The sequence below is a fragment of the Streptomyces sp. NPDC102406 genome (assembly GCF_044765725.1).
GTDB lineage: Bacteria > Actinomycetota > Actinomycetes > Streptomycetales > Streptomycetaceae > Streptomyces.
On sequence record NZ_JBIWKP010000005.1, the window covers coordinates 375,639 to 396,146 of the forward strand.

The window sequence follows — 20,508 nt, forward strand, 5'->3', positions numbered from 1 at the left end:
CCCGTCCGGGAGACAGTCAGGCCATCGTAGGAGCAGGCGCCGACAGCCGTTTCAGCCTGTGGATAACTCCGCGATCACGAACAAACCGTTCCCTCTTTCGGGGTTCTCCCATCGAGAAGGTAGTGATTCACCGCGTTCTGCACGCACGTGCTGCCGCTGTCGTACGCGCCGTGCCCCTGGCCCTTGTACGTGAGCTCGACCCCGACCCCGGCTCCCAGCGCGTCCACCATCTTCCGCGCGCCCTCGTATGGGGTCGCCGGGTCGCCGGTGTTGCCGACGACGAGGATCGGCGCGGAGCCGTGGGCACTGACGTCCGGGTGATCGGCGGCGCCGTCGACGGCCCAGCCGGTGCAGCCGAGCATGCCCCAGGCCAGATAGTCACCGAACAAGGGGGACGCGGTACGGAATGCGGCGAGCTTCCCCTGGATGTCCTTCGGGGTGTAACGCGGCTTGGTGTCGGCACAGTTGACGGCGATGTTGGCGGCCTGCGTGTTGCTGTACCTGCCGTCCTCATTGCGCCCGTTCATGGAGTCGGACAACATCATGAGGACCTTGCCGTCGCCGTCGTACGCCTGCTGGAGCCCCTCGGTCAGGTACTCCCAGAAGTCCTTGGAGTACAGGGACTGGGCGATCCCGTTGGTCGCGGCGGTCTGCGTCAGATCGCGGGGGAAGAGACCCGGGATGGGTTTCTCGTCGAGCTCTTCGAGCAGCTTGGCGATCTTGTCCTTGACGTCCTGAGTCGTGTCGCCGACCGGGCAGCCCTCGGCTGCGGACGTGCACTCCTTCGCGTAGTTGTCGAGCGCGAGCTGGAACCCCTTCGCCTGGCCGAGCGAGCTCTGCTCCGGGTCCTGCGTCGGGTCGACGACGCCGTCGAACACGGCGCGGCCCACGTGCTCGGGGAACAAGTGGGCGTAGACGCCGCCGAGTTCGGTGCCGTAGGAGATCCCGAAGTAGTGCAGCTTGTCGTCACCGAGGACTTGGCGCATCAGGTCCATGTCGCGGGCCGCGTCGGTGGTGCGGAGGTGGGGAAGCTCCTTGCCGGAGTGCTGCTCACAGGCGCCGTTGAACGATGTGACGGCGTCGACGAGCTTCTTCTGCTCCGCTGCGTCGTCGGGCGTCGCGTCCTGCTGGAAGTACTCGTCGAGCTGCTCGTCGTCCTCGCACTCGATGCCGGCGCTGCGGCCCACCCCGCGCGGGTCGAAGCTGACCAGGTCGTAGCGCGTGCGCAGGCGCGCGTAGTCGGCACCGAAGGCAGGCAGGCCGGTGACGCCGGAGCCGCCGGGACCACCGAAGTTGAAGACGAGCGAGCCGATGCGCCGGTCCTTGTCACCACTCGCCTTCGCGCGGATCAGCGCAAGGCCGATCGTCGCGCCCTTGGGGTCGTTCCAGTCGAGGGGTGCCTTCATGGTGGCGCACTGCCACTCGGCGCCCCCGGGCAGCGGGGACGGAGCGTCGCCGCCGCCTTGCGACTCCGCCGGGGCGGGGCAGTCCTTCCAGCTCAGTGTCTGGGACGGCAGGTCCACGCCGTCCTCGGAACCACCGCAGGCCGTGAGTGAGGTGAACAGCAGAACAACGCTGACGGCCAGGGCTGCGGCGCGAGGCCGGGGCGGGGTGGGCATGCGTCCATCCTGCGGCGGCCCTGTGCGGGACGCTCGGGCTGCGGGCTGTGCGGGTGAGGGCGTTGCAAGCGGCAAGGCGGCCCGCACGGCAGGCCGCCTTGCCGCCAAGACCTACAGAGCGCCCTTGCGCGTCAGGTGGTTGAAGAACAGCCATCCGGGCAGCACAGGCAGCCACAAGGTGAGCAGCCGGTACAGCAGTACCGCCGGAGCGGCCACTTCCTTGGGCAGGCCGACCGCGATCAGGCCCACCGTCAGCGTCGCCTCGACGGCGCCCACGCCTCCCGGGGTCGGCGCGGCAGAGCCCAGCGCGTTACCGGCGAGGAAGACCACTGCGACGCTGGCCAGGCTCAGGCTCGTCGTGTTGTCGCCGAAGGCGCGGATCGAGGCGTCCAGGCACATCACGAAGCAGGCGGTCAGCAGCAGCATGCCGCCGATACCGGTGAGCAGCTTCCGGGGCCGTTGCAGCACGTCGAGCATGCGCGGCACCACGCCGGCGAACAGCGAGCGCACGCGCGTGACGACGAACTTGCGCAGGAAGGGGATCGACGTCATGACAAGGACGAGTACGGCGACCGTCAAGAGACCCGCGATGACGGTGCGGGACGGCGACAAGGACGGCGTCTTCTCCGTCCCCGTCAGATAGCCGAAGGTCAGCAGCAGCAGGATGTGGCTGCCCATGCCGAACAACTGCGAGGCACCCACACTGGCCACCGCGAGCCCGGGGCGAACCCCCGCACGTTGCAGGAAGCGCGTGTTGAGCGCCACGCCACCGACCGCCGCGGGAGCCACGATCTTCACGAACGACCCGGCGACCTGCGCCGCGACGGTCCGCGTGAAGGGCACGCGTTCGGGCACGAAGCCCAGCAGGCTCATGGCTGCCGCCACGTAGCTGAGCGCCGAGAACAGCACCGCCAGGCCGACCCAGCCCCACTCGGCCTCACCGACGATCGCGCCGAAGTCGATGTGGGTGAGCTGCGACAGCAGGAAGTACGCGCCGATCGCGCCCGCGATGAAACTGATCAGGGTGCGGGGCCTGATGCGCTCCAGGCGGGCCGGTTCGACGGGGGCCTGGGGGCGGATACGGAGCACCTGGTGGCGGATCTGGGTGAGCAGATCCTCCTCGCGCGCCTCTTCCAGGGCGACGTCTATGGCGCGCTTCTCCGCCTGGCGCTCGGCCTTCTCGGACTTCTTGTCGGCGCGTACGGACTTCTTGTCCTCGCCGTCGACCTCGACGGTCTCCTCCAGCCGTGCCTGTTTGGCCTTGCTGGACGCCTCCAGGACCGCCTCGCGCTCGCGCTGGGCCCGCTCCCGTCCGAGCTTGCGCAAGGTCGCCCTGGTGGAGCGGGTGAGCGCGATGGGCTGCAAGAGCGGCAGGCAGTCGGCGACGGCGTCGGGACCGAGGACGCCGACGGCGGAGGCGACCGCCCGCTCGGCGCCGACCCGCAGGCCCAGAGTGGTGAGCATCTGGGCGATGTCCATGCGCAGGACCAGGTCGCTCGCGGCGATCTCACCGCCACGCAGATCCGTGAGGATCACCGTGCCGGAACGATCCACCACGAGCGCGTCGCCCGCGAGGCGCCGGTGCGCGATCCGCCGGGACTGCAACGCCTGCACCTGATGCCAGGTGTCGTGCAGCAGACCGTCGGTGATCTCCTCGTCCGGCATCGAGTCAAGGGACCGGCCACCGAGGTGCTCGTAGACGAGGATCACGGCGTCGGGGCCCAGCTCGGAGGTGGCGATCAGCTTCGGCGCGTTCGCCCCGGCCGAGATCGCCGCGTAGGCGAGCAGCGCCTCCTGCTCCAAGGCCTGACGCAGCGACTGGAGGCTGCGGCGCTGGGTGATGCCGCGCAGCGTCAGACGTCTCCACACGCGATAGAAGAAACCTTGTGCCTGCTGTTCGCGGTCGACGACAGTGACATCCAGCGGTGGGCCGTCCTCCAGGGTGACGAAGTAGCGCCGCCCCCTGTCGCCGTTCTCCGTGGCGCCCTCGTGGGCCTCCTCACGGGAGGCGCTGACGGGGTGGAAGCCGACGTGCCGCAGACCGGCGAGGAGCGTCTGCCCCGTGGGGCGCACGTTGGGCGAGCCGACGGCGTAGAGCGTTCCATAGGCGACGGTCCAGCCGATGAGGATCGTCAGGATGATCGAGAACGGTGTGGTGTAGCCGGTGACCAGCATCGCGAACGCGTCGAGCAGCAACACCACCCACAGCACGACGCGCCATCGTGGTCGCCGGGACATCCCGACGGCCGTCATGTAGGCGATGACGGGCGCCAGGTAGCCGTGCACCGGGTCGGTGAGCGCGTGGATGTCGCCGGGCGACACCTTGGTGAGCGCGTCCTGGATGGACTGCGGCGCGGCCTTGGCGACCCAGAGGTCGGTCGCGAGCGTCACCCCGTGCGCGAGGACCGCCGCGAGCACGCCGTCGGCGATCCGCAGCCCGTCGCGCTTGATGAGCCGCTCGATGGCGAACGCGACCGGCACCAGCAGGATGGCGATGCTCGACGCGAGACCCGCGAACTTGGTCAGCAGATCAGGAGCCTGCCCGGTGCCCTTGTTGATGTCCTGGGCGAAACCTGACGTCGTGGCGTGCGCGAACGCGGCGATGGCCAGCAGAACGGCGATCGCCAGTGCGCCGCCGAGCAGGCGCATCAGGTCGGAGGGGCGGTGCACGCGCGCGGGGAGCAACGGTTCGTCACCGTCGACCCGCTCCGCGTGCGTCTCCGAGTCGACGCAGTCCGGATCGTGCAGGGGCAGCTCGTGCTTCGCCTCGGCGGCCTTCTCGGCCGCCCCCTCAGGGCGCGCCGGTGTCACAGAGGTGCCCTCCGCCTTGTCGGGGTGCACGCTCTGCTGCTCCGTCGTCTCTTCTTGATCTCGTATCACCAGTCACCGCCCGCACGATGGTGGCATGTCCCGTCGCCGTAGGGGGGTATCAGGGTGCATTCGAGGAAAGCGGAAGTGTCGACAAGTACCTTCTTGTGACGTCCCACCGCGTTGTCGGTGCCGTGGGGCAGGATGGGTCGGATGAGCAAGGAGAGCGAGCCGACAGGGGAACTGCCCGATTACGTCGAGCGCGTCCTCGAGGTCGCCGAGCGGATCCCGCCGGGCCGCGTCCTGACGTACGGGGACGTCGCCGAGTGGCTGGAGGAGGGCGGCCCGCGCCAGGTGGGACGTGCGATGGCGCACTACGGAGGCGCCGTGCCGTGGTGGCGCGTCGTCCGCGCGGACGGTGTGCTGCTCCCCGGCCACGAACTGAGAGCGCTCGGCCACTACAGGGAGGAGGGCACTCCCCTGCGCGACGCCTCCCGGTCCTCCGAGGGCCACGTGCCGCGCCTGGACATGAAGCGGGCGCGATGGGACGGCCGGGCGTGTACGGAAGCTCACAATTGACAGCTTCGGCCATCCCGCGCGCGGGCGAGGTGCCGGTGACCCGTACGAGGGAAAAGGCGTGCTCGGGGCGGTTCGGCAGAGCTGTTCCCGTTCGTGAGACTGAGCACACCTGCGCCGGGAGTGACGCGAGGGAGGCTCCGGAAGCTCGGCTTCCGCCACACTCGACGGCGTAGCGTCGACGGCACCGTCGATGGCAGACACCTCCTTCACCCCTCGGCCACCGCTGCGCGCGGACGGCGTTTCGACCACCAGCACACCCACCAGGACCAGCGATCCACGTGAGCTCCTCTTCGTCCACCCGGACCCTGTCGCACCACCAGGTTCGACGGGGGATCCCGGGTGCGTATCGGCTGGTGCGCACCCCGCCGGTTCCCGCGGACCCCCCTCGTCTGGACGCAGCCCAGCGCGCTGTGGTTGACCACACCCACGGACCCCTGCTCGTCCTCGCCGGACCGGGCACGGGCAAGACCACGACCCTGGTGGAAGCGGTGGCCGAGCGCGTCGCCGACGGCACCGCGCCCGAGCGCATCCTCGTGCTCACGTTCAGCCGCAAGGCCGCCGTCGAACTACGCGACCGCATGGCCCTGCGCATAGGAGCCGCGCGCGCCCCGCAGGCGACGACCTTCCACTCGTACTGCTACGCGCTCGTCCGCGCGCACCAGGACGCGGAGCTGTTCGCGGAGCCCCTGCGCCTGCTGTCCGGCCCCGAGCAGGATGTCGCCGTGCGTGAACTGCTCGCCGGCCAGATCGACCTGGAGCAGGCCGGGCTCGCGCACGTGCGCTGGCCCGACGAGCTGCGCGCCTGCCTCACCACGCGGGGCTTCGCCGACGAGGTGCGCGCGGTCATCGCCCGCAGCCGCGAGCTCGGCCTGGGCCCCGGCGCCCTGGACGCCTTCGCGCGCCGCAGCGGGCGCCCCGACTGGCGGGCGGCCGCCACGTTCCTCGCCGAGTACCTGGACGTCCTCGACATGCAGGGCGTGCTCGACTACGCGGAACTCGTGCACCGTGCCGTGCTCCTCGCCCGGCGGCGGGAGGTCGCCGACCACCTGGCCGCGCAGTACGACGCCGTGTTCGTCGACGAGTACCAGGACACCGACCCGGCCCAGGTCCGGCTGCTGCACGCGCTGGCCGGCGGTGGGCGCACCCTGATCGCGTTCGGCGACCCCGATCAGTCGATCTACACGTTCCGCGGCGCCGACGTGAACGGCATCCTGGAGTTCCCGCACGCCTTCCCGCGCGCGGACGGCACCCCGGCGCCGGTCGAGGTCCTCACCACGTCACGGCGTTCCGGAAGCCACCTCCTGGAAGCCACCCGCCGCATCACCCAGCGCATGCCGCTGACCCGCCTGCCCGCCGAGAAGGTACGGGCCCACCGCGCGCTCACGCCCGCGCGTGAGGGCGGCCGGGCCGAGGTCTACACCTACCCGACGGCCGGCACCGAACTCGACAACGTCGCGGACATCCTGCGCCGGGCGCACCTGGAGGAGGGCGTCCCCTGGAGCGACATGGCCGTGCTGGTGCGCGCGGGCACGCGCAGCATTCCGGCAGTGCGCCGAGCGCTCACCGCGGCCGGGGTCCCCCTGGACGTGGACGGCGACGACCTGCCGTTGCGCCATGAGCCCGCTGTCGCGCCGCTGCTCACCGCATTGAAGGCGGTGGCGCAGAGCCCCGCGGAAGAGGGCGCGGACGACGACACCGGGCGCGTGCTGCGGTTCGACACCGAGACGGCCCTCACACTCCTGGCGTCCCCCCTGGCCGGCATGGACGCCGCCGATCTGCGCCGCCTGGGCCGCGCCCTGCGGGAGGAGGAGCGCGCCGCGGGCAACCATCTGCCGCCGCCCTCGGACGAACTGCTCGCCCGCGCCCTCGCCGAGCCCGAGCGCCTCGCTCTGCACGACCCCGCCTACGCGCGCGGTGCACAGCGCCTGGGCGCGCTCCTGGCGGCGACCCGCAAGAAGCTCGACGACGGAGGGACCGCGGAGGAAGCCCTCTGGGAGCTGTGGAACGGCACACCGTGGCCCTCGCGGCTGGAGCGCGCCGCCCGGCGCGGCGGCGCGGCGGGCCGCAATGCGGACCGCGACCTGGACGCCGTGTGCGCCCTGTTCGCCATCGCCTCTCGCGCGGAGGAACGCACCGGAGGCCGCGGCGCCCGCAACTTCCTGGAGGAACTGGAAGCACAGGACATCGCCGCCGACACCCTCGCCGGACGCGCCGTACGCCCCGACGCCGTGCGCCTGATGACCGCGCACCGCTCCAAGGGCCTGGAGTGGCGCCTGGTCGTCGTCGCAGGCGTACAGGAGGGACTGTGGCCGGATTTGCGTCGCCGGGGCTCCCTCCTGGAGGCCGACCGCATCGGACGCGACGGTCTCGCCGAGCCCCTCACCCCTGGCGCACTCCTGGCCGAGGAGCGACGCCTGTTCTACGTGGCCGCCACGCGCGCGCGGGAGCGGCTCGTCGTCACCGCGGTGAAGGCCCCGGCGGACGACGGCGACCAGCCGTCCCGGTTCCTCACCGAACTCGGCATCGAGCCCAAGGACGTCACCGGCCGGCCGCGTCGCCCTCTGGCCGTGGCGGCCCTCGTCGCGGAACTGCGAGCCACCACGGTCGACCCCCGCGTCTCCGACGCCCTGCGGGAGGCCGCCGCCCGTCGTCTCGCCCGCCTCGCCGCGCTCAGCGACGACGACGGCAGACCACTCGTGCCGTCCGCCCACCCCTACCGCTGGTGGGGCATGTACGAGACCACCGAGAGCAAGATCCCGCTGCGGGACCGGGACAAGCCCGTCGTACTCTCGGGAAGCGCCCTCGACCAGCTCGCCAACACCTGCGCGCTGCAATGGTTCCTGGGCCGTGAAGTGAAGGCCGACGCACCCGCCACCGCCGCCCAGGGATTCGGCAACGTCGTGCACGTCCTGGCCGACGAGGTCGCCTCCGGGCGCACCCCGGCCGACCTCGCCGTCCTCATGGAGCGCCTCGACTCCGTATGGGACGCCCTCGCCTTCGACGCGCCCTGGAAGTCCGCGCAGGAGAAGGAGCACGCGCGCGTGGCGCTCGAACGCTTCCTCCAGTGGCACGTCATGGACCGCACCGGCCGCACCCCCGTCGCCAGCGAACACGCCTTCGACGTGACCCTCGAAGCGGGCTCCTACGAAGTACGCATCCGCGGCTCCATGGATCGTGTCGAACGCGACGCCGAGGGCCGCGCCTACGTGGTCGACTTCAAGACCGGCAAGCAGGCACCGAGCACCGCCGACGTCGCCCGCCACCCGCAGCTCGCCGTGTACCAGCTCGCCGTGCGCGAGGGTGCCGTGGACGAGCCCTTCGACGGCGCCCGCCCCCACCCCGGCGGCGCCGAACTGGTCCAGCTCCGTCAGGGCGCCGCCAAGAAGGACGGCGGCGAGTCCCTCCCCAAGGTGCAGGCGCAGGAGCCTCTCGAAGGGGAGTGGGTCGGCGACCTCCTCGCCACCGCGGCGGGCAAGGTCCTCGACGAACGCTTCGCACCGACCACCGGACAGCACTGCACGCACTGCGCCTTCCGCGCCTCCTGCAGCGCGCTGCCCGAGGGGCACCACGTCGTGGAGTGACGTGCGCCTCGGGTGAGCGGGAACGGGCCGGTGCTGTCAGTGGTGCCCGTTAGCCTCGATGAGGTGACCACACGCCTCACCGACCCCGAGCAGCTCAAGGAGCTGCTGGGCATCCCGTTCACCCCGGAGCAGACGGCCTGCATCATCGCGCCGCCCGCCCCGCAGGTGATCGTCGCCGGAGCCGGTTCCGGCAAGACGACGGTGATGGCCGCACGGGTGGTCTGGCTGGTGGGCACCGGGCAGGTCGCGCCCGAGCAGGTCCTCGGCCTCACCTTCACCAACAAGGCCGCGGGCGAGCTGGCCGAGCGGGTCCGCAAGGCGCTCGTCAGAGCCGGTGTCACCGACCCCGACAGCATCGACCCGGACAATCCGCCCGGCGAGCCCGTGATCTCCACGTACCACGCCTTCGCGGGCCGCCTCCTGACCGACCACGGGCTGCGCATCGGGCTCGAACCCACGACGCGGCTGCTCGCCGACGCCACCCGCTTCCAGCTCGCCGCGCGCGTGCTCCGTGAGGCGCCCGGCCCCTACCCCGCCCTCACCCGCTCCTTCGCCGACCTCGTCAGCGACCTGCTCGCCCTCGACGCGGAGCTGTCCGAGCACCTTGTGCGGCCCGAAGAACTCCGTGCCTACGACCGCGATCTCCAGCGCTCCCTGGAGAACGCCAAACTGAGCAACGCGGACCTGCGCAAGGTCCCCGAGGCCGTCGCGGCCCGACTGGAGCTCGCGGAACTCGTGAGCCGCTACCGGGAGGCCAAGCGCGCCCGCGACGTCCTCGACTTCGGTGACCAGATCGCCCTGTCCGCCACGCTGGCCGCCACCCGGCCCGAGGTCGGCGAGATCCTTCGCGACGAGTTCCGCGTCGTCCTGCTCGACGAGTACCAGGACACGTCGGTCGCCCAGCGGATCCTGCTGGCGGGCCTGTTCGGCGGCGACACCGGACACGCCGTGACGGCCGTGGGCGACCCCTGCCAGGCGATCTACGGCTGGCGCGGCGCGTCGGTGGCCAACCTCGACGACTTCCCGCGCCACTTCGCGTACGCCGACGGCCGCCCGGCCACCCGCTTCGCGCTCAGCGAGAACCGGCGCAGCGGCGGGCGCCTCCTAAACCTGGCCAACGGGATGGCCGAGCCGCTGCGCGCCATGCACGCGGGCGTGGAGGCGTTGCGTCCCGCCCCGGGAGCCGAGCGGGACGGCGTCGTGCGCTGTGCCCTCCTGAAGACCCACCGTGAGGAGATCGACTGGCTCGCCGACTCCATCGGCCATCTCGTCGCCACAGGGAAGGCACCCGGCGACATCGCCGTCCTGTGTCGCACCGCGACCGACTTCGCCGAGATCCAGGGCGCACTCGTCGCCCGCGACATCCCGGTCGAGGTGGTCGGCCTGTCCGGGCTGTTGCACCTCCCTGAGGTCGCCGACCTCGTCGCTGTGTGCGAGGTGCTCCAGGACCCCGGGGCCAACGCCTCTCTGGTGCGGCTGCTGACCGGCCCCCGGTGGCGCATCGGCGCGCGCGACCTCGCCCTTCTGGGACGCAGGGCCCGCCTGCTGGTCTCCCACGCGCGCGGAGGCGACGAGGACGATCCCGACCGTCGCCTCGCCGAGGCCGTCGAGGGCGTCGACCCGGCCGAGGTGATATCGCTCGCGGACGCGCTCGACACCTTCCTGGAGACCTCGGTCGAGGCCGACGGGGACGACGACGGACTGCCCTTCTCCTCGGACGCGCGCGTACGGTTCGCCCGGCTCGCCGCCGAACTGCGTGACCTGCGCCGCTCCTTGTCCGATCCGCTCATGGACGTCCTGCACCGGGTGCTTGCCGTGACCGGCCTTGAGGTCGAACTCTCGGCGTCCCCGCACGCGTTGGCGGCCCGGCGCCGCGAGACACTGTCCAACTTCCTCGACGTGGCCGCCTCCTTCGCGGCCAACGACAGCTCCGCTTCCCTGCTCGCCTTCCTCGGTTTCCTGCGCACCGCCGCCCAGTACGAGAAGGGCCTCGACAACGCGCTGCCGGGCGGCGAGAACACCGTGAAGGTGCTCACCGCCCACAAGTCCAAAGGCCTCGAGTGGGACGTCGTCGCCGTGCCCGGCCTCGTCAACGGCACGTTCCCGAGCGCCCAGGGGCGCGAGAAGTGGACGTCACAAGGCAAGGTCCTGCCGCACGAACTGCGCGGCGACGCCGCCATCCTGCCCGACATCGAGGCATGGGATGCCAAGAGCATGAAGGCCTTCCACGCCGACATGAAGGAGCACCAGCACACCGAGGAACTACGCCTGGGCTACGTGACGTTCACCCGCCCCCGCACCCTCCTGCTGGGCTCCGGACACTGGTGGGGCCCCACCCAGAAGAGGCGGCGCGGACCGTCCGACTTCCTCCAGGCGCTGTATGAGCACTGCGTCGCCGGCCATGGCGAGATCGAGGTCTGGGCGGACGAGCCGGCGGAGGACGAGGAGAACCCGGCCCTCCAGGAGGCATCGACCGAGCACGCCTGGCCGCTGCCGCTCGACGAGGCGTCCCTGGCCCGCCGCCGTGCGGCGGCCGACACGGTCCTCGCCCACCTGGAGCGCGCCGAGGACCCCGCGGCCGCCCGCGCGCACACGGAGGCCCATCCCGCCGCCCACGGCGAGCAGCCTTTCGAGGACCCCGACTGGCCGCCCCCGCCGCACGACGACGCTCTCCTTGACGAGGCGCACGAGGATGAGGCGCACGAGACGGACGAGGCCTACGAGGCTTTCGGCGACGAAGAGTTCGGTGACGAAGAGTTCGGGGGCGACATCCCCGGCGACTGGGAGGACCTCCCCACCGAGCGCCCCACCGTCCCGCACCCCGCCCTCCCGCATCCAGCGCCGGAATCCGAACCGCCGTCCCACGCGCGCGTGCCCGAGCCGGGGCCCGCACGGACCGTGCCCGCCGTCCCGCACCCCACCCCGGCCCCCGAGACGGCGCTCACCCCGGAGGAGGCCCGCACCATCGCCTCCTGGGACCGCGACCTCGACGCCCTCACCGGGGAGCTGCTGCGCGCCCGCGCAAGCGTGCGCGACGTGCCCGTGCCGCACTCGCTCACCGCATCCCAGGTGCTGCGCATGGCCGCCGACCCGGACGGATTCGCCCAGGAACTGGCCCGCCCCATGCCGCTCCCGCCCCAGCCGGCGGCCCGCCGCGGCACCCGTTTCCACGCCTGGGTCGAATCCCGCTTCGAAGAACTGCGACTGCCCATGCTCGACCCGCAGGAGCTGCCCGGCAGCGACGCGGAGATCGCCGACGAACAGGACCTGGAGGCGCTCAAGGAGGCCTTCGAACGCACTCCGTACGCGCACCGCACGCCCTACAGGATCGAGCTCCCCTTCCAGCTCGACGTCGCGGGCCGCGTCGTACGCGGTCGCATCGACGCCGTCTACAAGGAAGGCGACGGCGACGAGGCGACGTACGAGATCGTCGACTGGAAGACGGGCCATCAGCAGACCGGTGACCCCCTCCAGCTCGCCGTCTACCGGCTCGCCTGGGCCGAGCAGCAGGGGGTGCCCCCGGAGTCCGTGGGCGCCGCCTTCGTGTACGTACGCACCGGAGAGACGGTTCGGCCGCGGCGGCTGCCCGGCCGAGCCGAGCTGGAGCGGCTGCTCACCGAGGAGCCGCAGGTCCCGGGCGGGACCGTGGCGGAGCCGCCGACCGAACACGCTCCGGTGGGGGACTAGGCTCGTGAGTATGAGCAAGACCGGTGAGCACGCTGACAGCGCCGTCAGGGCCGTCAGCACCGTCCGCGCGTACATCGAGGACCACCGTGCGGCGTTTCTCGACGACCTCGCCGCCTGGTTGCGGATCCCGTCCGTGTCCGCCCAGCCCGCCCACGCGGCCGACGTGCGGCGCAGTGCCGACTGGCTCGCCGAGCGGCTGGCCGCGACCGGCTTCCCGGTCACCGAGGTGTGGCAGACGCCCGGTGCCCCCGCCGTCTTCGCCGAGTGGCCCTCCGGCGACCCCGAGGCCCCCACGGTCCTCGTCTACGGACACCACGACGTACAGCCCGCGGCCCGCGAGGACGGCTGGGACACCGAGCCCTTCGAACCCGTCGTCGTCGGGAACCGGCTCCACGCGCGCGGGGCGGCCGACGACAAGGGGCAGGTGTTCTTCCACACACTCGGGGTGCGCGCCCACCTCGCCGTGACGGGGCGCACCGCCCCCGCCGTCAACCTCAAGCTGTTGATCGAGGGCGAGGAGGAGTCGGGGTCACCGCACTTCCGCGCCCTTGTGGAGGCCGAGAAGCAGCGCCTGGCCGCCGACGCCGTGATCGTCTCCGACACCGGCATGTGGTCCGAGGACACCCCCACGGTGTGCACGGGCATGCGCGGCCTCGCCGACTGCGAGATCGAGCTGCGCGGACCCGACCAGGACATTCACTCCGGTTCGTTCGGCGGCGCCGTCCCGAACCCGGCGACCGCCGCCGCCCGTCTCGTCGCCGCGTTGCACGACGAGCACGCGCGCGTGGCCGTGCCCGGCTTCTACGACGGCATCGTCGAGCTCACCGCCAGGGAGCGGGAACTCTTCGCGGAACTGCCCTTCGACGAGGAGGAGTGGCTGCGCACGGCCAAGTCCCACGCCACGTACGGAGAGGCCGGGCACAGCACGCTGGAGCGCATCTGGGCCCGGCCCACAGCCGAGGTCAACGGCATCGGTGGCGGTTACCAGGGCCCGGGCGGCAAGACGATCGTGCCGTCCTCGGCGCAGCTCAAACTGTCCTTCCGGCTGGTCGCCGGGCAGGACCCCGACCACATCGAGAAGGCAGTCACCGCCTGGGTCGCCGAACAGGTGCCCGCCGGGATCAGCCACACCATCACCTTCGGCGCCGCCACCCGGCCCTGCCTCACGCCGCTCGACCACCCGGCCCTGAAGTCCGTCGTCCGCGCGATGGGCCGCGCTTTCGAGCAGAAGATCCGCTTCACACGCGAAGGCGGCTCGGGCCCGGCCGCCGACCTCCAGGACGTGCTCGGGGCACCCGTGCTCTTCCTGGGTATCTCCGTCCCCTCCGACGGCTGGCACGCCCCGAACGAGAAGGTCGAACTCGACCTCCTGATGAAGGGCGTAGAGACCACGGCCTATCTGTGGGGCGACCTCGCGGAGAACTGGACGGCCGCCCCCTGAACGAGGCCCGCCCCCTCCCGCCCCGCATCTTGCCGGACCGCCCGCCGAACCACCCTTTCCACCGGGGGAGTTGGAAGCACCTGTGACCACCTGGACCGACCGCACCGCCGACCACACCGCGAACCGGCCGCTCTCGCTCGCCGCACCGAGCGGGATCGACCGTGCCGCGCACCACCGCCTCGACGAGGCATGGCTCGCCGCCGCGTGGAGCCACCCCACGACCCGCGTCTTCGTGGTCTCCGGCGGCCAGGTACTCATCGACGAGACACCGGACGGCGCGACGGAACTCGTCATGACCCCGTCCTTCGAAGCCCCCCTCACCGAGGCCCATCGCTACTTCCTGGGCACGGACGAGGACGGCGTGAGCTACTTCGCGCTCCAGAAGGACACCCTCCCCGGGCGCATGGACCAGTCCGCGCGCCCCGCGGGCCTGCGTGAGGCGGGCCTCCTGCTCTCGCAGCGGGACGCCGGCCTGATGGTGCACGCCGTGGCGCTGGAGAACTGGCAGCGCCTGCACCGCTTCTGCTCCCGCTGCGGCGAGCGCACCGTCATCGCCGCCGCCGGACACATCCGCCGCTGCCAGGCATGCGGTGCCGAGCACTACCCGCGCACCGACCCGGCAGTGATCATGGCGGTCATGGACGAGGAGGACCGCATCCTGCTCGGGCGCCAGGTGCACTGGCCGGAAGGCCGCTTCTCGACGCTCGCCGGCTTCGTGGAGCCCGGCGAGTCCATCGAGCAGTCGGTGCGCCGTGAGGTGTTCGAGGAGGCGGGCGTCCTCGTCGGCGACGTCGAGTACGTCGCCAGCCAGCCCTGGCCCTTCCCGTCCAGCCTGATGCTCGGCTTCATGGCACACGCCACCTCGACGGAGATCAACGTCGACGGGGACGAGATCCACGAGGCGCGCTGGTTCTCCCGCGAAGACCTGCGGGCCGCCTTCGAGACCGGGGAGGTCATGCCTCCCTACGGGATCTCGATTGCGGCCCGCTTGATCGAGCTCTGGTACGGCAAGCCCCTGCCGAAGCCCAGCGACGCGCTGTGAGCGAGGCGCTCAGAGCCCGATCTTCTGCTTGACCTGCGCCAACGAGGGGTTGGTGAGCGTCGAGCCGTCGTCGAAGAGAACGGTCGGGACCGTCTGGTTCCCGCCGTTCGCCTTCTCGACGAACGCCGCGGATTCCGGGTCCTGCTCGATGTTGATCTCGGTGTACTCGATGCCCTCGCGCGCCATCTGCTTCTTCAGTCGCTGGCAGTAGCCGCACCAGGTGGTGCTGTACATCGTCACAGTGCCCGGCATGTTCCTCGCGCTCCTTCGTGGCTGGGGATGCGTGTTCGCAATGAGTCGAACGTATGCGACGCGGCGGCCATTCCCGCACGTCGGCCGCGTTAGTACGACTAACACTGGTTACCTGTGGACAACGCGACGCACCTGCCCCCGCCGACCTGGCAGCATGGCGGGGTGACAGCAGCAACGCACTCCACCCTGTTCCCTCAGGTCCCGGAAACGGCCGACGCGGTACTCGACGGGCTCGACCCCGAGCAGCGCGCCGTCGCGACGGCCCTGCACGGGCCGGTGTGCGTGCTCGCGGGTGCGGGCACGGGCAAGACGCGCGCGCTGACCCACCGCATCGCGTACGGCGTCCGCGCCGGGATCCTCCAGCCCGCCAGTGTGCTCGCCGTCACCTTCACCAACCGCGCGGCGGGCGAGATGCGCGGCCGGCTCCGTCAGCTCGGCGCGGGCGGTGTCCAGGCCCGTACGTTCCACTCGGCGGCCCTGCGCCAGCTCCAGTTCTTCTGGCCGAAAGCCGTCGGCGGGGAGCTGCCCCGACTCGTCGACCGCAAGATCCAGCTCGTCGCCGACGCGGCGGCGGCCTGCCGACTGCGCCTCGACCGCGCCGAGCTGCGGGACGTGACCGCGGAGATCGAATGGTCCAAGGTCACCCAGACCGTCCCGTCGGACTATGTGGCCGCGGCGCACAAGGCCGGGCGGGAAACCGTCCGTCACCCGGCCGAGATCGCCCAGATCTACGCCCACTACGAGACGCTGAAGCGGGACCGCTCCGTCATCGACTTCGAGGACGTCCTCCTGCTGACCGTCGGCATCCTCCAGGACCGGCACGACATCGCCGACCAGATCAGGGCCCAGTACCAGCACTTCGTCGTCGACGAGTACCAGGACGTCAGCCCCCTCCAGCAACGACTGCTGGATCTGTGGCTCGGCGACCGCGACAACCTCTGCGTCGTCGGTGACGCCAGCCAGACCATCTACTCCTTCACCGGCGCCACCCCCGACCACCTGCTCAACTTCCGCACCCGCCACCCCGGCGCCACCGTCGTCAAACTGGTGCGTGACTACCGCTCGTCGCCGCAGGTCGTCCACCTCGCCAACGGCGTCCTCGCCAGAGCCAAGGGACGGGCCGCCGAACACCGTCTGGAACTGATCTCGCAGCGCGAGGCAGGACCCGAGCCGGTCTTCGCGGAGTACGCCGACGAACCGGCCGAGGCCGAGGGCGCGGCACGGCGCATCCGCGAGCTGATCGCCTCCGGTGTCTCCGCGGGCGAGATCGCGATCCTCTTCAGGACCAACAGCCAGTCGGGCATCTACGAACAGGCGCTCGCCGACGCGGGGGTGCCCTACCAGCTCCGCGGAGCGGAGCGGTTCTTCGAGCGCGACGAGGTGCGCAAGGCCGACCGTGCGCTGCGCGCGGCAGCCCGCTTCGGGAACAACGACGCGGGGCTCGACGAGGCCGTCGACCTGCCCTCCCAGGTCCGGGCGGTCCTGTCCGGCACCGGCTGGACGGCCGAACCGCCCGCGGGCTCGGGCGCCGTCCGGGACCGCTGGGAGTCCCTCGCGGCCCTGGCCCGGCTGGCCGAGGACTGCGCGCGGGCCCGGCCCACCGCCACCCTGGCCGACTTCGTGGCCGAACTGGACGAGCGGGCGAACGCGCAGCACGCCCCGACCGTGGAGGGTGTCACCCTCGCGTCGCTGCACGCGGCGAAGGGGCTGGAGTGGGATGTCGTGTTCCTGGTCGGTCTCGCCGAGGGCATGATGCCGATCACGTACGCCAAGACCGATGAGCAGATCGAGGAGGAGCGCCGGCTGCTGTACGTCGGCGTGACCCGGGCCCGCTCCCACCTGGGTCTGTCCTGGGCGCTGTCCCGCTCGCCCGGCGGGCGCCCCAACCGCAGACCCAGCCGGTTCCTCGACGGCCTGCGTCCGGGCTCCACCGGCTCGGCCCGGCGAAGCGCGGGCCTGGGCCGTGGCGGCGTCGAGCACGGGGCGCGGCAGGACGCCGCGGGCCCGTTGAGTCAGGCTCGCCGCAGAGGCGCCAGGAAGGTGGCGCGCTGTCGTGTGTGCGGGCGCACCCTCGAAGCCGTCGAGATGAAGCTGATGCGCTGCGAGGACTGTCCGTCCGACATGGACGAGGGGTTGTACGAGCGGCTCGTCGAGTGGCGGGCCCGTACGGCCGCCGCGCTCGGGCAGCCCCCGTTCTGCGTCTTCACCGACAAGACCTTGATCGCGATTGCCGAGGCCGCACCGGAGGACGAGGGCGAGCTGTCCCGCATCCCGGGCGTCGGCGTACGGAAATTTCGGGCCCACGGATCCGACGTGCTGGCCATTTGTGCAGGTCAGCCAGTAGGGGAGGAGGCCGAAGGGGGCGATGAGGAGGACTGACGGGAACTCGTCGAAAAAATAGTTTGCGCATGCCCCAGCAATCCCCATAGGTTCTTAAGCACGAAAGCAGCGGCCTTCTCCAAGGCCCTGGTTCCGTGCTGTACTTGAAAGCCGTCGGACCGGTTCGCGCCGGCCCCCAAGACGCCGAGAGGAGGCGATTCCAGTGATCAGCATCAACACCAGCTCCGTCAGCACCGTCAAAATGACCGATCGCTCGGTCGTCGCTTCCTGCCTGCTCGGCTTCTCGAACCTGGGCACCGGTCTGTCTGGCGTCAGCGCCATGCGTCCGGAGTCCGGCCTGTCTCTCGCGGTTCTTCCCATTCGCGAGGGCAATGAGCGACCGACCAAGGCACCGGAAGCAGTAGCGACGGCACAGGCTCAGGCCTATGCCTTTGCCGCGGCCGGTGCCGGATTCCGGAAGCAGACGACGCAGCATCACACGATGTGGGCCTTCCGTGGGCTCGAACCCTGGAGTGATCCAGCCTGATCGACGATCAGGCCGGCGCCTTCAGGGCCGCGGAACCCCACCCGGGATCCGCGGCCCTTCTGTTTGCCCGGAAGACTCAGCGATCTTCCGAGTGACCAGGACGAAGGGGCCTCGGGACAAGAAAAGAACCCGGTACCACCGACACCCGGCCCACCGGCCGGAACGACCAGACGAGGAAGAAAACACCGTGCAACTCGAAGCGCACGCCCCGTCCGTACCGCCTTCGGACCCTCTTCCCCCGCCCGTGCCCACGGAGGACCCCACCTTGAACCCGCTGACCGCGCTCACCGCGCTCGACGACGCCATCGAGAACCTCGGCGTGCCCGTCCCCTGCCGTGCCTACGACCCCGAGGTCTTCTTCGCGGAGTCGCCGGCGGACGTCGAGTACGCCAAGTCGCTCTGCCGTACCTGCCCGCTGATGGAGGCCTGTCTCGCCGGCGCCAAGGAGCGGCGCGAGCCCTGGGGCGTCTGGGGTGGCGAGCTGTTCGTCCAGGGCGTCGTCGTCGCCCGGAAGCGGCCGCGTGGCCGCCCGCGCAAGCACCCGGTCGCCGCATGAACACCCGAGGAACGATCGACCGCCCCATGACGCACGACCCCAAGAAGCAGGCCCCGATGAAGCCGTCCACGAGCGAGCCCGCGGGCTCCGCGATCCCAGACTTCCCCATGTCCGACGCGAACGACTCGCGTCAGAACAGGACCCGTCAGATGCAACTCATTCCAGAAGCCCTGGCACGTGCGCATATGCACGAGCAACTGCGGGACGCCCATGCCGAGCGCCAGGCCCTGCGCCTGGTGGTCGCCCGCCGGATGCAGCGGCGCGCCGAGCGCGCCTCACTGCGTGCTCGGCGCGCACTGGCCATGGCCGTCATGCAGTGACAAGCCGTCGACACCCATCGACATGAGCCGCGACGATCAAGCGGCTGCTCCCGCGGGGGCCGGTGCAAGGACCGGCCCCCGCGGTGCGTTGCGCCTGACGACCATGGGTCCTCGGAGTTATCGTCGCGCAGTGATGTCTCTTCCTGGCGAAGACTCCGCGCACGAGGCCGACCAGCAGGCCGTCGTGTGTGCCCGGTGCGGCACGACGGCCCAGGGGACGCCGCTGACCTGGACGTACTCCGTGGAGGGTGGTGTCGGCCGCCTCTACTGCGAGGCCTGCGCCCGGGAGAACCTGCGCGCCATCGAGGGCCGGCTCGACGCGGAGTGGTGGTGATCAGCCCTCCGCGGCCGCGTCCTGCTCCGGTTCCTCCTCCGTCTCGGCGACGAACCCCGGTAGCCAGGCCTCCAGTTCGTCCCGCAGCCGCACTGTGGCACCGAGCTGGCACAGCACTCCGATCGTGCTGAGCGTCACCCGGTGGATCAGCAGATACGCAGGCGGCAGGTTGAGCTGCTTGCCCAACTGGTGGGCGGGGGAGCGGATATCGGCGATGCGAGCCGCCTGGTTGCGCATCCAGGAGCGGGTGAACGTGAACTCGTCGGCCTGGGCGGGTTCGATGATCGGCAACAAGTAGTCGAGTACGGCGTCCGGTTCGAGCTCGATCGACTCCTTGACGAAGCCTTCCTCGCGCAACAGCTCGTAGACCCCGGCCGCGTCACCGTCGAGCGTCATCCGCAGAGAGCTGCCGATCGGGGTGGGAAGTCCGCCCGGCAGCCGGTCCACGGTGCCGAAGTCCAGGACGCCCAGGCGCCAGCCGTTCTCGCCGTCCGGCAGCAGCCGGAAGTTTCCGGGGTGCGGGTCCGCGTGCAGCAGACCGGTACGCGCCGGGCCCGAGAAAAGGAACCGTGCCAGCAACTGGCCCGCGCGGTCCCGCTGTTCCTGGCTCCCGTCGTTGATGATCTCGGCGAGCGGCGTCCCGTCGATCCACTCCGTCACCAGGACCTGTTCGCTCTGGTGCACCACGTCCGGGATCACCACATCGGCGTCGTCGTGGAACTCCTCGGCGTGGGCGCGCTGGGCCTGTGCCTCCAGCGCGTAGTCCAGCTCCTCGGTCACCCGGTCGCGCAGTTCGGCGATCAGCGGCTTGATGTCCATGCCCGGGATCAGCGGGCCCAACAAGCGGGCGAAACGGCTCAGTTGACCCAGGTCCGAGAGCAGGGCCTCGCCTGCGCCCGGGTACTGGACCTTGACGGCGACCTCGCGTCCGTCGTGCCACACGGCATGGTGCACCTGGCCTATCGACGCCGCGGCCGACGGCTTGTCCTCGAACTCCTGGAACAGCTCCTGCCACTGCGGGCCGAGGCGCTCCTCGAGGACCGCGTGCACGGTGCGTGTCGGCATCGGGGGAGCGGCCTCCTGGAGTTTCGTCAGGGCGGCTCGGTACGGTCCGGCGACCTCCTCCGGCAGGGCGGACTCGAAGACGGACATCGCCTGCCCGAACTTCATGGCCCCGCCCTTCAGCTCGCCGAGGACCTTGAACAGTTGCTCGGCCGTGCGCTGCTGGAGTTCACGGCCGACGATCTCGGCGGACTTGCCGCCGATGCGCTTGCCGATGCCCCAGGTCGCCCGGCCGGCGAAGCCGATCGGTAGGGCGGCCAGCTTCGCGGTACGGGTAACCGCCTTCCGGGGAAGATCAGACATACACCCCTCCAAGTGCCGGACAGCCGTGCCGCGCGTGCCCAGGCGTCATGACGCCGTC

The 20,508-nt window shown here is 71.1% G+C and carries 14 protein-coding genes; 10 read left to right on the plus strand and 4 right to left on the minus strand.

Annotated elements, in window-relative coordinates; all coding sequences use genetic code 11:
- Positions 1 to 74: 74 nt before the first annotated feature.
- A complete protein-coding gene (locus tag ACIRF8_RS22905; RefSeq protein WP_404217293.1) occupies positions 75 to 1,619 on the minus strand; it encodes an alpha/beta hydrolase in 1,545 nt (514 codons plus the stop codon).
- A 111-nt stretch (positions 1,620 to 1,730) separates the two neighbouring features.
- Positions 1,731 to 4,499, minus strand: coding sequence for a lysylphosphatidylglycerol synthase domain-containing protein (locus ACIRF8_RS22910; protein ID WP_404217294.1), 2,769 nt, complete (start codon positions 4,497 to 4,499; stop codon positions 1,731 to 1,733).
- A gap of 141 nt (positions 4,500 to 4,640) precedes the next feature.
- Between ACIRF8_RS22910 and ACIRF8_RS22915 the strand changes: the two genes are divergently transcribed.
- From ACIRF8_RS22915 to nudC, 5 genes are all read left to right on the plus strand, one after another.
- Complete coding sequence (locus ACIRF8_RS22915; protein ID WP_404217296.1) at positions 4,641 to 5,006, plus strand: MGMT family protein; 366 nt, start codon at positions 4,641 to 4,643, stop codon at positions 5,004 to 5,006.
- Between the two features lie 278 nt (positions 5,007 to 5,284).
- On the plus strand, positions 5,285 to 8,587 hold the full coding sequence (locus tag ACIRF8_RS22920; protein WP_404217297.1) for an ATP-dependent helicase: 3,303 nt from the start codon (positions 5,285 to 5,287) through the stop codon (positions 8,585 to 8,587).
- A 63-nt stretch (positions 8,588 to 8,650) separates the two neighbouring features.
- Positions 8,651 to 12,274: a UvrD-helicase domain-containing protein gene (locus ACIRF8_RS22925; RefSeq protein ID WP_404217298.1), complete on the plus strand. Its 3,624-nt coding sequence runs from the start codon at positions 8,651 to 8,653 to the stop codon at positions 12,272 to 12,274.
- Between the two features lie 10 nt (positions 12,275 to 12,284).
- Positions 12,285 to 13,715 carry a dipeptidase gene (locus tag ACIRF8_RS22930; RefSeq protein ID WP_404217299.1) on the plus strand — a complete coding sequence of 477 codons (1,431 nt, stop codon included), beginning with the start codon at positions 12,285 to 12,287 and terminating at the stop codon, positions 13,713 to 13,715.
- Positions 13,716 to 13,797: 82 nt separating this feature from the next.
- A complete protein-coding gene (gene nudC, locus ACIRF8_RS22935; protein ID WP_404217300.1) occupies positions 13,798 to 14,757 on the plus strand; it encodes an NAD(+) diphosphatase in 960 nt (319 codons plus the stop codon).
- A 9-nt stretch (positions 14,758 to 14,766) separates the two neighbouring features.
- On the opposite strand, the gene ACIRF8_RS22940 is transcribed toward nudC, so the two are convergent.
- Complete coding sequence (locus ACIRF8_RS22940) at positions 14,767 to 15,009, minus strand: mycoredoxin (RefSeq protein WP_404217301.1); 243 nt, start codon at positions 15,007 to 15,009, stop codon at positions 14,767 to 14,769.
- A gap of 162 nt (positions 15,010 to 15,171) precedes the next feature.
- Between ACIRF8_RS22940 and ACIRF8_RS22945 the strand changes: the two genes are divergently transcribed.
- The 5 genes from ACIRF8_RS22945 (at position 15,172) to ACIRF8_RS22965 (ending at position 19,085) form a co-directional block, all read left to right on the plus strand.
- Positions 15,172 to 17,388: an ATP-dependent DNA helicase UvrD2 gene (locus ACIRF8_RS22945; protein WP_404217302.1), complete on the plus strand. Its 2,217-nt coding sequence runs from the start codon at positions 15,172 to 15,174 to the stop codon at positions 17,386 to 17,388.
- A 163-nt stretch (positions 17,389 to 17,551) separates the two neighbouring features.
- Positions 17,552 to 17,875 (plus strand): hypothetical protein, encoded by a 324-nt coding sequence (locus tag ACIRF8_RS22950; RefSeq protein WP_404217303.1) that lies wholly within the window; start codon positions 17,552 to 17,554, stop codon positions 17,873 to 17,875.
- Positions 17,876 to 18,062: 187 nt separating this feature from the next.
- On the plus strand, positions 18,063 to 18,431 hold the full coding sequence (locus ACIRF8_RS22955; RefSeq protein ID WP_404217304.1) for a WhiB family transcriptional regulator: 369 nt from the start codon (positions 18,063 to 18,065) through the stop codon (positions 18,429 to 18,431).
- Complete coding sequence (locus ACIRF8_RS22960; protein WP_404217305.1) at positions 18,428 to 18,751, plus strand: hypothetical protein; 324 nt, start codon at positions 18,428 to 18,430, stop codon at positions 18,749 to 18,751. Before ACIRF8_RS22955 ends, ACIRF8_RS22960 begins: the two co-directional genes overlap by 4 nt.
- Positions 18,752 to 18,884: 133 nt before the next feature.
- A complete protein-coding gene (locus tag ACIRF8_RS22965) occupies positions 18,885 to 19,085 on the plus strand; it encodes a hypothetical protein (protein ID WP_404217530.1) in 201 nt (66 codons plus the stop codon).
- Here the strand turns inward: ACIRF8_RS22965 and ACIRF8_RS22970 are convergent, their stop codons facing one another.
- Positions 19,086 to 20,450 (minus strand): ABC1 kinase family protein, encoded by a 1,365-nt coding sequence (locus ACIRF8_RS22970; RefSeq protein WP_404217306.1) that lies wholly within the window; start codon positions 20,448 to 20,450, stop codon positions 19,086 to 19,088.
- Between the last annotated feature and the right edge of the window lie 58 nt (positions 20,451 to 20,508).

What these genes read in the sequence shown, in the direction of transcription:
- ACIRF8_RS22970 (WP_404217306.1), bottom strand. Translation starts at nt 20,450, where the DNA reads ATGTCTGATCTTCCCCGGAAGGCGGTTACCCGTACCGCGAAGCTGGCC.
- ACIRF8_RS22915 (WP_404217296.1), top strand. Translation starts at nt 4,641, where the DNA reads ATGAGCAAGGAGAGCGAGCCGACAGGGGAACTGCCCGATTACGTCGAG.
- ACIRF8_RS22965 (WP_404217530.1), top strand. Translation starts at nt 18,885, where the DNA reads ATGTCTCTTCCTGGCGAAGACTCCGCGCACGAGGCCGACCAGCAGGCC.
- ACIRF8_RS22930 (WP_404217299.1), top strand. Translation starts at nt 12,285, where the DNA reads ATGAGCAAGACCGGTGAGCACGCTGACAGCGCCGTCAGGGCCGTCAGC.
- ACIRF8_RS22905 (WP_404217293.1), bottom strand. Translation starts at nt 1,619, where the DNA reads ATGCCCACCCCGCCCCGGCCTCGCGCCGCAGCCCTGGCCGTCAGCGTT.
- ACIRF8_RS22940 (WP_404217301.1), bottom strand. Translation starts at nt 15,009, where the DNA reads ATGCCGGGCACTGTGACGATGTACAGCACCACCTGGTGCGGCTACTGC.
- ACIRF8_RS22960 (WP_404217305.1), top strand. Translation starts at nt 18,428, where the DNA reads ATGAACACCCGAGGAACGATCGACCGCCCCATGACGCACGACCCCAAG.